This is a genomic window from Pseudomonas sp. NFX1, from assembly GCF_051123555.1.
GTDB classification, from domain to species: Bacteria; Pseudomonadota; Gammaproteobacteria; order Pseudomonadales; family Pseudomonadaceae; genus Aquipseudomonas; species Aquipseudomonas capeferrum.
Genome location: NZ_CP169366.1, coordinates 3,192,226 through 3,205,665 on the forward strand (window position 1 = coordinate 3,192,226; position 13,440 = coordinate 3,205,665).

At 49.8% G+C, this 13,440-nt stretch carries 10 protein-coding genes; all 10 read left to right on the forward strand.

Annotated features, from left to right (window positions below):
• The first annotated feature begins 1 nt into the window (after nucleotide 1).
• The 10 genes from DJ563_RS14325 to DJ563_RS14370 all read left to right on the forward strand — a co-directional run bounded on the left by DJ563_RS14325 (nucleotide 2) and on the right by DJ563_RS14370 (nucleotide 12,921).
• Complete coding sequence (locus DJ563_RS14325; protein ID WP_434517919.1) at nucleotides 2–1,801, forward strand: glycosyltransferase; 1,800 nt, start codon at nucleotides 2–4, stop codon at nucleotides 1,799–1,801.
• 12 nt (nucleotides 1,802–1,813) lie between these two features.
• Nucleotides 1,814–2,227, forward strand: coding sequence for a hypothetical protein (locus DJ563_RS14330; RefSeq protein ID WP_050506128.1), 414 nt, complete (start codon nucleotides 1,814–1,816; stop codon nucleotides 2,225–2,227).
• 3 nt (nucleotides 2,228–2,230) lie between these two features.
• Nucleotides 2,231–4,006: a hypothetical protein gene (locus DJ563_RS14335; RefSeq protein ID WP_434517920.1), complete on the forward strand. Its 1,776-nt coding sequence runs from the start codon at nucleotides 2,231–2,233 to the stop codon at nucleotides 4,004–4,006.
• The gene (locus DJ563_RS14340) at nucleotides 4,003–5,238 is read left to right on the forward strand and encodes a glycosyltransferase family 4 protein (protein WP_095064130.1); all 1,236 of its coding nucleotides are present in this window, start codon (nucleotides 4,003–4,005) and stop codon (nucleotides 5,236–5,238) included. The genes DJ563_RS14335 and DJ563_RS14340 overlap by 4 nt, the downstream gene beginning before the upstream one ends.
• Before the next feature lie 7 nt (nucleotides 5,239–5,245).
• On the forward strand, nucleotides 5,246–6,472 hold the full coding sequence (locus DJ563_RS14345; protein WP_033700675.1) for a glycosyltransferase family 4 protein: 1,227 nt from the start codon (nucleotides 5,246–5,248) through the stop codon (nucleotides 6,470–6,472).
• 72 nt (nucleotides 6,473–6,544) lie between these two features.
• The gene (locus DJ563_RS14350) at nucleotides 6,545–6,928 is read left to right on the forward strand and encodes a hypothetical protein (RefSeq protein ID WP_428633845.1); all 384 of its coding nucleotides are present in this window, start codon (nucleotides 6,545–6,547) and stop codon (nucleotides 6,926–6,928) included.
• 236 nt (nucleotides 6,929–7,164) lie between these two features.
• Nucleotides 7,165–8,142, forward strand: a complete 978-nt coding sequence (locus DJ563_RS14355; protein WP_434517921.1) for a D-glucuronyl C5-epimerase family protein — start codon at nucleotides 7,165–7,167, stop codon at nucleotides 8,140–8,142.
• A 102-nt stretch (nucleotides 8,143–8,244) separates the two neighbouring features.
• Complete coding sequence (gene tnpB, locus DJ563_RS14360; protein WP_428633840.1) at nucleotides 8,245–8,511, forward strand: IS66 family insertion sequence element accessory protein TnpB; 267 nt, start codon at nucleotides 8,245–8,247, stop codon at nucleotides 8,509–8,511.
• Nucleotides 8,512–9,079: 568 nt separating this feature from the next.
• Nucleotides 9,080–11,251 carry a hypothetical protein gene (locus tag DJ563_RS14365; protein WP_434517922.1) on the forward strand — a complete coding sequence of 724 codons (2,172 nt, stop codon included), beginning with the start codon at nucleotides 9,080–9,082 and terminating at the stop codon, nucleotides 11,249–11,251.
• A 587-nt stretch (nucleotides 11,252–11,838) separates the two neighbouring features.
• Nucleotides 11,839–12,921: a DUF6270 domain-containing protein gene (locus tag DJ563_RS14370; protein ID WP_428633834.1), complete on the forward strand. Its 1,083-nt coding sequence runs from the start codon at nucleotides 11,839–11,841 to the stop codon at nucleotides 12,919–12,921.
• Nucleotides 12,922–13,440 lie beyond the last annotated feature (519 nt).

The following is a 13,440-nucleotide window of genomic DNA, read 5'->3' on the forward strand; positions in this document are numbered from 1 at the left end:
GATGAAACCCGCTTTGAAGCATTTCGTTTTTACCAACTTTGGTATTGGCATCAAGGATGAACTGTGGCTGTCCTACAGGCTGGAGGTCTTTAGCAATACTGCCCTCCCGTCTTTGGCCAACCAGAGCAATCAGGGTTTCGAATGGATCATCTTCGTTGATGAAGCACTGCCGACACTGCACCGGACGCGACTGGAGACGTTGCTGCGTGGTTCTGGCCTGAATGCGCGCACGCTTCGGGTCAGCGACTATTCTATGGTCAGTCGCGAAATCCTGCGCCTGATCAAGGACGTTGACGAGGCGGTCCTGATAACTTCGCGCATGGATGATGACGACTGCATTCATGAGCACGTCATCGACCTGATCCAGGCCGAGGCCACCTCCGAGCACAACATCTCGGAGGTGCTGCTGATATCGCTGAAAAACGGTATCGAATTCCTGCCTTCGGATGAGTGCTATCGCCCGGTCGAATACGACACACTGGCACTTGCACTGACCCTGGTGGACAAGACAGCAGGCCCCAAGTCGCACTCCATTACTCAGTATGCGCACCACTTGGTCGTCTCGACGCTGGAACAGCATCGGATTTCCGCCGAGCACATTCATCTGAGCAGAGCGGAACCGCTTTATCTGTATACCAAGCACCCGCTTAGCGATTCGTACTTCTTTGGCGCGCGCGCACGCATACTCAGCTCGCCCGAGTGCGTGAAAGGGTTCGATCCGGCGCTGTTTGCGCGGTTCGGCCTACAGACTGCCCAGCTTGAATACCTGACCCAGCTGCTGCGAGAGTCTCCGCTGGGCATGCCGCACAAATACCTTGAGAAGCTAAATACCGTCCGTCAGCAAATCAAGGCTGAACAACAGAACGTCTTTGGTGCCGACCAAGAAGTATTGAACAAACTCCTGTCGCAAAAAGCTCGCCTTGAAGTGAAGGCCTCGCGCCCGAACCCCGTGAAAGCGAATGCAGGGAAAATTCGCGTTGCCATTCTCGGTTCAAGTGCTTCGCACAATTTGTTCACGTTTCAACAAGAAGCCCTCGAACGCTTCGAGGTGTGTTTTTACATGTCTCAATCGTCGGTTATCTCTTACATGGCACCGCCCTGCCTCGATGCCCGGTTCAAGGTCGATACCGAAGACGCCGAGGCTAAACGTGTTCAGTGGGACGCCTCCAAAGACCACTGGAAACAGCTTGAGCAAGCTCGGCCCGACATCGTCATTGTCGATTTCTTTGACGAAAGCATCGGCATCGCAACGTTTGGAAGTTCCATCGTTTCGGCCAGCCCGCTCATGCTCAAAACCCTGTCGCGTTGCGGTATCGAGTTTAAGTTGCAGGCCCCGTGGAGTGAGGAAGCCAAGCAATTGCGCACCTGGGCGCTGCCCATGTTCCTTGAGCGCCTGGCTAGCCTGTGCCCGAACATTTTCGTGCACCAGGCCAACTGGGCGAGCCAGTACAAGAGCAAGGAAACCGTTGCAAGCTTCGCCGGCAGCACCTTCGAAAACCTCATCGACCTCAACAATGCGATCATTGATCCGATGCTGGAAGGTTTGGAGAACTCGACGATCCCAGTCGAGAGAATCGGCGGCAAGGACGCTGGCTTGATTGCAGGGGGGGCGCCTCGCTGGGCCTATTGCCCGTATCACTATGACAGCCCGTACTACAGAACCATCGCCAAACAAGTATTTGCAAAGATGGTGCAGCACGTCTCAAAAAACGAGCACAAATGGGCGTTTTGCCCGTATTACTACCACGGCACCTATTACAGAACCCTCGCCAAACAATTGCTGGCGCGGATCATCAATTGAAGTGATCAGATCATGAAACCGTACCTCTTCCTTATTGCACTCCTGACGATGTTGGCCGGTTGCGATCAACAACCGACAGGCGAGGTGATGCCAGCGGAAAAATCGGCCAACACCCTGCGCCTGAGTGATGCTACCTATGTGCTGCTCAGGGGCACACATCAGAAATCGCACAAGAAACCGAATAGTGCGGGGTTCCTGAGCATGCACGAATTTGTGTATCCCGGCGTTGACAAGATTGCTGAAAATGACGTTTACGCCGTGCTGAAAAATAATGGCTATACACGCAAGATCATTACCAACGACGCAACCCAATTCAAAGTGCAGTATTACAAAAAATCAGTGCCGCCAATCGGGGCAATATTTATTACTCGTGCCAAGGATGACGGGCACGAGACCCTCGCCAGTATCTATTGGCAGGAAAAATAATGAATGCTCGCAGCACCTTTGCTCATACGGTTTCAGTTTAGTATGAAACTCCAGCAGCAGATAAAAGCCACCATCGGCTGGTGTATTTCCCTGGGCATGAAATTCGTCAAGGTGGTGCCGATCATTACCGGCCTGGTGCAAATCAGCACCTTGGCGAGCCAGATATTTCTTTTGCTGGCTTTCTTCCTGCCTCTCAAAGTCATCATTCTCTTAGGCTCAGACAAAACCCCTGCCTATTTTCCTTCGATCCTTCATACGCTCGAGAAGGATCATTTGATCTATGCACTGACGGCAGCGGCGGCCCTTTCCTATATCGCCTATCTGCTGGCGGAACTGGCGACCGCACTGCTGTGCCGTAAAGGCACCCACACCCTCCTCGCTCGCACGTCCAAGCTCAATTTGTTCGAGAACCAGGAAAAAATTGCCACCAACGCCTACTCCCGCTTCAACCGAGCGATGGCAGGCGGCGCTTTTTTCGGCTTGAGTACGGTGGCACTTGCCTTCGTCTACCCGAGCCTGCTCCTGGCGATTTTCGCGTACCTGGCCATAGCATCGACCGTTTGCGTGCTGGCCTATAACCACAGTAAGCGCATTCGCGACAGTTTCCACCAGCACTACAGCCCTATTCTGAATGCCTTGGCGGCAACAGGCTTCCTGCTGAGCTTCTTTGTCCTGGTGACTGACTTCCTGTACTTCCAGCACACCAAGATTTTCAACGCCGTCATCGCTGTTCTGATCATGCGCCAGGGCTTGCAGAGGCTGTCGAGCATGATGCTGGACGTTATCGGCCTGCGCACTCAGCATCGGCAGGTCAATGCACTGTTCTACCAGTCCCAGCCGCTCATCGAACTGCGCCCGCAAAGCAATGGGTTGGACTATATCCTGGAGGCAGAAAACAGAGACAAGTGGGTGCGTGAGCTGCTGCAAAAACTGAATGCTGAGGCGGTCGAAAGCTATCAGATGCAATGGCATCAGGTGGGCTTTACCGATATCTACGCCTTCACCCTGCAGTTTACCGATGACGCCGTTGAGCACAGCCTGCTGGTCAAAGTGTTTGGCAACAACATCTCGTCTTCGGCGCTGCAGGAACGGACGCTGTTGACCACGCAACGCGGTTTGCCGGTCTTGCCCTTTGTAGGGCATTACAAGGTCAGCGACATAGATTGCCATGTCTACCGATTTGAAGGGTCTGACAAACTGGCGGGTCGGCAGATTGGCGAAGGCATACTGGGTGTGGCACAAAAGCTGATACTGCTTGAGCCCGCTGCAGAACTGATTGCCCAATTTACCCGCACGCGTTTGTACCTTGAACAACGCCTTGATGAAGCCACGATCAGCTCACTGCGTCTGGCCTGTATCAATGACGACGACACTCACCGTGTCGAGCGCATCATCAACACCCTGCCGTGCATTACCCGGCAACTGGCCGAACTGCCTCGCCAGATCGTGCCCCTGGATGTCACCAACAACACACTACTGGCGTCCCCCTCCTCCGGCTTTGTCCTCAGCCATTGGAGTAACTGGCGCATAGAAGCGATTGGCTGCAGTTGGCCTATTGCTCAAAAAGATGCGCTTTTCGAAACGCTCGGCTCCAGCGACCAGCGCCCGGCACTTGCTAACGCCGAGCAGCAAAAGGTCTGGCTGGCTGCACTGATGTACATGCTGGAAAGACATATTGTGCGTAAAGACTATTCGGCAGCCCTTGCATTGACACCTGACATCGTCAGCTGCATAGAGATTTTTGATACACCCACAGCTGTAGAGGGCGCGACGCAATGACGAAAGTCTCGATGATTGTATGGAATGAATTCCTCAACGACGCGCGCGTGATGAAGGAAGCTCAAACGCTGCAACGGGCCGGTTATCAAGTTCGCGTGTTCGCACTGCACACGCCAGGCGTCACCCAACAGCAGGCAGTGCTCGACGATGGCATAGAAGTTGTTCGAGTGGCCCGCTCGCCGCTTTGGAAACTGCGTAAGAAGAACCTGCAGCCTGCGGTGAAAGCCGGTGGCGAGTCTCAGCAGTCCGCGCCGGTGAAGCCCAGCCTGAAATTGCTTGTTCTAAGAGCTGTATCACGCGGGTGGACGCACCTCGCGCTGCTGTTCAAGATGCTTGAGTACCGGGCGACGGTCGTGCACTCGCATGACGTCAATACCCTGCCCACCGCCTGGCTGGCAGCAAAATTGTCACGCGCCAGGCTGGTGTACGACGCACACGAAATCAGTACCAGCCGAGAAGGCTACAAGAGCCTGCGGAAGGTCGTCGGGTTTGTAGAAAAACAGCTGATGCCCTCGGCAAATGGTACGATCACCACAACCGACGCACGGGCCAAGTACTTTGCTCGCGCCTATGGCGTGGAGCGGCCATTGGTTCTACAAAACCGACCCAGGCTGATTGAAAGCCCACCCTCGAACCGCATTCGAGAGGAGCTCGGCCTGGTCGAGCCGTGGCCGATCGTTCTTTATCAAGGTGGTTTACAGCAAGGCCGCGGGCTGGAAAAACTGGTCCGCACGGCGCAGCACGTGCCTGATTGTTACTTTGTGCTGATCGGCGGCGGCCGGTTGACCCAACCGCTCACGCAGTTGGCGCAAGAACTGAACCTGCAGCACAAAGTGCATTTCATTCCAACGGTGGCCCTGGCCGAACTGCCAAGCTATACGGCCTCTGCCGACGTGGGTGTGCAGCCTATTGAAAACACCTGCCTCAATCATTACACCACGGATTCGAACAAACTCTTCGAGTATGTAATCGCCGGGCTACCGGTGATTGCCACTGACTTCCCTGAAATCCGCAGGATTGTCAGAAGCAATGACATCGGCCTGCTGGTACCGGCCAATAACGAGCAAGCCCTCAGCCGCACAATCATTCAGTTGCTGGAAGACCCCGCGCTGCGCGCACGGTTCGCCAGCAACGCCAGGAAGACCGCGCAAAACTTGAATTGGGAAAGCCAGGAAAAGTGTTTAGTTGATCTCTACGAGCGGGTGCTGCTCACCCACGCTCACACCAGGTAACCCGGCCGTGAAGACACGCATTCTCTTTTTGAGTTTTTACTACCCGCCGGACCTGTCGGCAGGCTCCTTCCGTGCCGAGGCATTGGTAAAAGCACTCTTGGATAATGTCGGCGACCATGTGGAAATCGATGTCGTTACCACACAGCCCAATCGGTACCATACCTTCAAGACCACGGCCTCGAGCTTTGAGCAGTCGCCGAGCCTGACCGTACGGCGACTGGCGGTGCCTGCCCATAAAAGTGGTTTCATTGACCAGGCGTTTTCATTCGGCTCGTTTGCCTACCAAGTATGCAAAGTAGCCAACAGCAAACAGTACGACCTGATCTTTGCCACTTCTTCGCGCTTGATGACAGCCTCGCTGGGCGCTTACATCTCCCGAAAAACAGGTACCAAGCTGTATCTGGACATTCGAGATATTTTTGTCGACACCTTGCAAGGGGTACTGCCACCTACCCTCGGCAAACTAGCTTCTGTTGTCTTTTCATCCATTGAAGCTAGCACGATCCGACAGGCTGACAAAGTTAATCTTATTTCACCTGGGTTTACGCCCTATTTTAACAAGCGCTACCCCGACAAGGTATTCACCTTGCATACCAACGGGATCGATGAGCTCTTCCTCACGCCGCCGCCGTTGCCGCCGGCACCGGTCGTCACGCAATACCTGCCTGCGCTACCGCGCCGATTGAAAATTGTGTACGCAGGCAATATTGGTACCGGGCAAGGCCTGCACCTCATTGTCCCGCAACTGGCCAAGCACCTCGAGGATGAAGCCGACTTTCATCTGATCGGATCTGGCGGGGCCATCGAGCGTTTGAAGAAAGCACTGGCTCGCGAGCAGGTGACAAACGTCTATCTCGCGCCCCCGATGAAGCGTGACTCTTTATTGAAGCTTTACCGTGAAGCCGATGTACTGTTCTTGCACTTGAATGACATGAAGGCGTTCCGTCGAGTATTGCCCTCCAAGCTGTTCGAGTACGCAGCAACTCAGAAACCTATTTTGGCAGGTTTGTCCGGGTACCCAGGTCGATTTGCAAGCAGACGCATTCACAATACGGCGGTATTCAGCCCCTGTGATCTCGAAGCCGCTATCAGATCATTCAGGAGCCTGGAACTGGGCCCCACAGCTCGAAATGATTTCATACAAAAATACTCGCGAACAGCTATCAAAAGGAGGATGGCCTTCGACTTGCTGACCACATCACCCAAGCATTCGGAGTTCGAGCAAACTGAATAGTCAAGGGTCGACAAGTTTGCTAGAATTCAGAGTTTAAATTTACATTAACAAACCCAAGGTCTAACGCTTAACATGAAAAAAATCACCTATGTCGCGGTTTTGTCCTGCCTGCTCGCTTTGGGCGGCTGCAATGAAGAAAAAGGGACTGACATCCAACTTCCTTCCGGCGAAAAGCTGACGCTCGAAGGTAACATGACAAAAAATGCTACCAAACCTATCGAAAACGGTACTTTCAAGACCTTCGATATCCAGTACAACTTGGCTCAAGCTGAAACCAAGGCCAAAGTCGACGAGCGCTTCCGCGCATTGGGGTATGTTGCTGCCGAGCAACCCAATGCTGAGTCCGCCTCAGTTAAAGTCCATTACATGAAGAAAAACTCGCCAACCATTGGTGTTTTGATCAATGATAAAAACCCAGCACTGGTGAGCATTTACTGGCAAGAAAAGCAGCAATAAGCTGCTCCGGCCCCCGCGCATCGAAAGACAAAATATTCCCACTGCTGAGCACTCGCAGTGGGAATATCTTTTAGTATCAATCACTGACCTGCATTGCGCTCGGCGCCCCACCCTGGGTCTGTGTCCCTCAACAGACTTATACCTGCATAAACGATAGATCAATCCTCACACAATCAGCACCCAGCACATCAATAATAATCAATCTGTCACCGCCCCACACTTAGGCTAGGCTACCTATGGACATTAACTACGAAGCGCTCACTACCGACTGGTTCGACAGAGCCATGGGAACGGGCCCACAAGGCGGCAAGTGGAAACCCAAGCATCACCTCGACCTATACAGGCCATGGCCAGAGCAGTATGTGGTTGATTTCAATCAACCCTTCAACCCTTTCGCCTTCGCTATTAATGCCTGTGCATTGGCGAGCGCCTGCAAGATTCAGGGCCCGTCAAAAGTAATACTCGACCAGATCGACTACCTGGACCTGGCGGCCTCTATCTACACTGACACACTGGGCAATCACAACTACATCAGAAACGATTTTTCATTCCCAATGTATTGGGCCACCATGAAAAAACCTTTCTATGGCGCCTTCATGAATGCGTACACCGCCTACGGCTACATGCGCATATTTGAAGCCACCCATGATGAGAAACATTTAAACAAAGCATTGAAGCTCATTTCGACGATAACATCCAACGACACCAAGCTCAAGTTATCCGAGAAAGACTCGCGTGGCGACCTCTGGCTTTACGAATATGTCTTCACCCCCCTGGAGACAGACGCAGAGCATTTCAAAAAGTTAGGCACTGAAACCCAGCCGGACGGCACCATGCGCTTCCGGATTTATAACGGCCACATCGGCGCCTTGATTGCACTGCTAAAATTCAGAAAACTGACAAATATGGGCTTTGTCGATGAAACCATCGAACAAGCCCTTTTAACAATGTCGAAAAATCTGGGCAGCCAGCTTTTAGATAATCAGTTTTTTTCCTACTCGATTGAAGCCCCACAGCTTCCGGATTACGGGCAAGCGAGAGCAGTCCATCTTGCCAAGCAACTGTCCGAAGCCACGGATGATGAGCAACTAAAACTCACGTATCAGGCTTTTGATAAATTCTACCGTGAGTCAATCAAGGACCGCGAAAAAGAAGTTTATGCCGCGGGAAGAGCAACTGCACGCGAATTGTACTCCCCGCTCAAATCGATGTGATCGATAGCGACGTGCAGTGCAGCAGGAATTCAAGCGAGGCCAAAGGCACGTCAGTGGGTTCCATCCATATCGCCCCAACCTAGGGACATCCTTAAGCGCTCCATGAACAATAAATTCAAAGCCGTCGCCTGGTCCGGATGCTGCGCACCCAATTTCATTTCGGAGCCCATCCGCCATGATGCGACTCGACGCAAAAATCGAGAGGTGCAGCTGTACCCCAAGCCTGTCGACTTTCGAAAATCCATTGATGGTTTGGCTGCCCTGGGCATCAAATTCGCGGTATTCGACCCGGTACTTTTCTTTCTCCTCAACAGGCCGCGTAATCGCATGAAGTTTTTGTACTGCGAGCGCAACGTCTTCTGCCTTTGACTCAAGCGCATAGAGTCCGAGCGGCTCAAACATCCCCGGATGTGAAGGACGAGGCGATTGTCCTGACCATCCAGAAGCTGAACTGGATACGTGATGGTTTTGACCTCTGCCATGATCGACTTCATCATGCTCTAACACCGCGCTTCGTGGCCTGATTCAATATAATATATATGGACGGTTTATTTGAAAAAGTGCTGGGGCGCCACGGCATTGACAACTCGTGTCAGACGCTGGCTCATTGGCTTATTTAATCTGGTGAGTACTTCCAGCCGCTGCTGAATTTCATGCTTAGGCCGAATAGTACGGAGCCCTGCTACCCAGGCACTGCGCATTGACAGAGCTGAGCGAGCCACCCATCGTGAAGTGGTGGGTTGCTCGAGCACTTACGGCTGGATTCAGCCAATAGATCCATACGTGAACTCGCAGGCCCATTGACACATATTTAGTTTTTTAGTAAAAAGACATTTATACACGATTAGCACACCCTCGTAAATTGAGCGCCTATTATTTTAGCGCTCCACTTCGATCGATAAATAAGTAATTTTTATTTAATACAGGGACTTTCAGATTGTTCTCACTTGAAACCAAAATCGTCAAATCAGATATAAAATGTAAAATCGAGACAGATCATTGTGCTGGCGATCAGTTCTATTATTACCTAATGAAAGACGGCGCCATTATCGATCGCAGTGAGTGGACGCCTGAAACTGAGTACTCAAAGACTCTTGTGGAGCCTGGAAGCTATCATATTCAGGCCCACTTGAAACGCGAAGGTACGAATACGCTAAAACGCTCTGGTAGTCTTTTTTTTAAAACCGAGTCTTGTTTGGATGAGTTGAAGAGGCTTTGGGATAGCGGCACGTTACCAGATATTGAGCCGCCTAACCTTTATACATTAAAAGAGCCTTTTTCAAGCTTTTTAGTACACCACTCCATCACTAAGCATGAAACCTCTGCTATTCTTGCAACAGAGGTGGATCCAAACCTTAGAAAAACACAGAACATCGAGTTCGCCAATGGATCTTTAAAGCTTTATCAGTTTTCAGAAAGCCACCTACCCTGCAAAAGCATAATACTGTTTTCAGGAACAGCCATTTGCAAATCTCAATTCATATTCGGAGACAGAGATCTAACAGCAGACATGGCGGCTGAAGACCTTGGCGCCGCTATCGGTAACTTTGTTTCTGTAACCAGGCGTAGTGATCGAGTAACCGTACAGACTGACTATTTCGGTTTCGGAAAAATATTCTATTACAAAGACAATAACAATACATTTTTAAGCAATAGCTATCACCTCTTGCTTAAAGCACTGAAAGCTGCGGGATTCGAACTAAAAATAGACTATGACATCGCACTTTCCAAGATCAACTTCGTAGGGCTCCAGCCATTCTACCAAAACTTCTCACGTCGCATGGATGTTGCTGGCGTCATTTGCTTACCTGTCGACAAGCTAATTTACTTCGACAACGGCGGCATGCATATCAATGACAAACCTATCAGCAGCGCTTTGCAAGACGGTCGAAAAGTTTCAGACGATGAGTACAACAAACTCTTAGAAAGTGCTAGGCAAGAGATCATATCAAATCTCAATATAGTGGCTAAGCATGAAAAATTTGAGCGAATCATCGTCGACGTATCCGGCGGAATGGATTCACGACTCGTATTTAGTGCGGTGACTAACCTCCCAGAGCATCGGAAAAAAATAGTAATTAATAGTCAAGATACTCGCGGCGCGCCTGACGAACTGAACGTTGCATTGGCCATCAATTCTAAGTACGGATACCCATATGATGCAACTGCGGAAACCATTGTCATGCCACAGCCCAAAGAGCTGTACGACAATATATCGAGCTACTACATGGGCTCGTACTACTCATTCAACTATTCAAATCTTAAAACTCAACGACCTGGTACGATCCGGATCACAGGGTTCGGTGGAGAAATTGTAGCTCGGCCTTATTTCGCACGACTGCACCTGAACGGCGAACTTGACACATTTGAAGTAAGTGATTTCGCGGACCGGTATTTTGACAAATTCGGCTATCTATCTGTATTTGGCACCAATTCCAAATTTCACACCTCAGCCAAAACTATCTTCTCAGAAGAATTGAATTTATTGCCCGGTACTGGCGCGCTTGAAAAATTTGACATCCACTACCTTTATTATCGCAACGGGCTTCATTGCAGCGAGAGCCTAAGAACAGACAATTCAGGGCCGGAATTTGCTATATTACAATCCAAGTCTGCATTCGCATTGAAGAAAAGATGCTTCACTGAACATAAAAGCGTGAAGCTTCAACTCGACCTTATGAATGCGCTCAATCCATTCCTCGCTCAGTACCCATACGAAAGTGACATGGATAATGAGGCAAAGGCAACGCTATCTTCATCTTTGGCTTCAATCCCGGCCTGCTGGCGCAATCTAAAATTGGAGATTGATGGTGATAGACATGACTGGGAAGCAACCCAACAGCAGAAGCGTAAGCTGCGTACAGTCGAGTGTGAGAATTACGACCTATACAAGAAACAGTTTACCGCGATGCTCGACTCCAGACTTGATAACATTCTTTCCGCGCTAAAAATAATTTGCGATAAAAACGAACACCTTATTGATAGTTTTGCAGTCCCCGTATATTACTTCGCAAAAAATAATTTTAAAGGCCAAGCGAGCGGGACACAATTTCAAAATCTGTATACTAAACTCATATCAACTGCCAACCAAATACGATTAATCTCTTGATTCAACATGGCCGGAGTGCCTCTTAATATACGAGGCACTTATTTCACGAACACGAGGCGCGACCATACTCCAGCGTATGATTGAAATGGCACTGTTCAAATGAATGCGCCCTGCTCAAATTTGCACGTCACTCCGAAACCTCTAAAGCCTGGAGCATGCATTTTCAAGCAGCCACGTTACCGTAGTTGCTTCGTTTCAATTATGCAGTGCTGCGCTACGCACGACATCCAGGCACTTCAGATGAGTGCAGTCGTCACTCACTGAGTAGAAGGCAAGGTGTCCTGAAAAAATATGATTATCTCCGAATACTCTTGTCACCAGGCCGATACGCCTCTTCATCCCTCCTCCACGCGGAGAGAGATCAACATCTGATGCCTGCCGATCACAGTGAACGCGTGCCCCACGAGCCATTCGCTCTCCTCCACACAGCCAGGCTAGGAGGGGCTATGATGAATTTTGCCGAGGGTGTTGAGTCCGTTGCATTTCTAACAACTCCTAGGGATAATAAATTCTCAATGACATTCACATGGCATACAATAGAGCCTGTATATCTGACCCTGACCATCATGACAAAAGGCTAAATCAGAGTGATCAAGAACTTAATAATTTACGGTAGCTGTGTATCTAGAGATATATTTAACCTGGAGGAGAGCCGCAACTTTAAGATAACAGATTATTTCGCAAGATCATCCATGGCTACATTATGCAGCACAGCCTACGAGAACACCAAAGCATTAGATCGCATACCTTCTGCTTTTCGGCGACGCATGGTTGCCTATGATTTCTCGAAGCAATTGCTCGCAGTACCGCATAAGATAAAGAAAGCCCATACAATACTGATCGACTTGATTGACGAGCGCTTTGACCTCATTGCGCTACCCTCAGGAGAAATAATAACTAACTCAAGCGAACTGGCTGAAAGCGGACTATTGGAAGAAAGCAGTGTCAATGGATTCAGGTTGATCCCACACGGCTCTAATGAACGACGTGAGCTGTGGTTGAAAGGCATGCTTACCTTTCTTGATCTCATGAAACAGCACAACAAGCTAGACCGCGTGATCGTAAATAAAGTATTTTGGGCTTCTAGATTCGAAACAGAGAGCACTACAGACTTTCCTGTTGACTTCGAGTCCATTAACCAAGCTAATCGCGAACTGGAGTGGATGTATGACAGGCTCAACGATGAACTCGACCCTAGTCAGTTCCTCAATTTCGACTCTAACCTATTATCGGCCGATGAGTTTCATCGCTGGGGCGCATCACCGTTTCACTATAGCGAGCGCTATTACAAAGAAGCACTGGCACAAATAAACCTCAAACAAATGACTGAAAGCGAATCTGATTCTACAGAGAGCGATACAATCGACACTGACTCGCCGCCAATTTCTATGGGAGTACGGCTCTCTGTTGCGGCATACAGCACAGATAGCGAAGTTTTCGCCCATTGCTCATTGATACTCAATGACCAAATTTGCGAGAGTGGAAACTTTGCTTTCTACCTCTACGTAGATGGTAATCGCCATGACATACGCTGGTATGACCCTTCAGAAAGTGCACGCTTTCTCAAACCCAGCACACCGGGCGAGTTAACAGTCTCGGCATTCTACAAAGACTACCTAGACAAAACAATCACCTTGAAGTGCAACGTTATACCGATGATCTTACCTTAACGAGAACCAGCTTATGGCTAATCCCCCATAAGCCATGACTTTTTCATTCAGCCTAATGCAAGCCAACTTCACGATAAATTTCACGACCTCTAGCTATCCAACTCATACAGTGACGCAGGCATATTTCATTGGGCTGACGGATTCGAAAATCAAATAAGCAAGCTTCTTCGCACAATGAAAGCCATTAATTAATGAATTCCTAAAAATCTATGAGAGCTAAATCTCTAACCGTCACCATAAACGGTTGGACACTTACATTCGCCTCACAAATATTTGTATCGCACATAACTCCTGACGAGTAGATCATTCTCGCAACAGAATAGTCGCCGTTGCAAAAGCAAACCTTCTGGGCGTTGAGGCCCGGTTACCAAAGACCCAGTTTTATAAATGGCGACACCAACATAACCGCAAAAGTGGGGATTACCAGCTTTAACGAACCGCTTTGACAATACCGATTTGAAATATCGGGCCTGGCTTCTTAGCACAAAGCTCATTCACAAAGAATGCGTGAGGTAACTA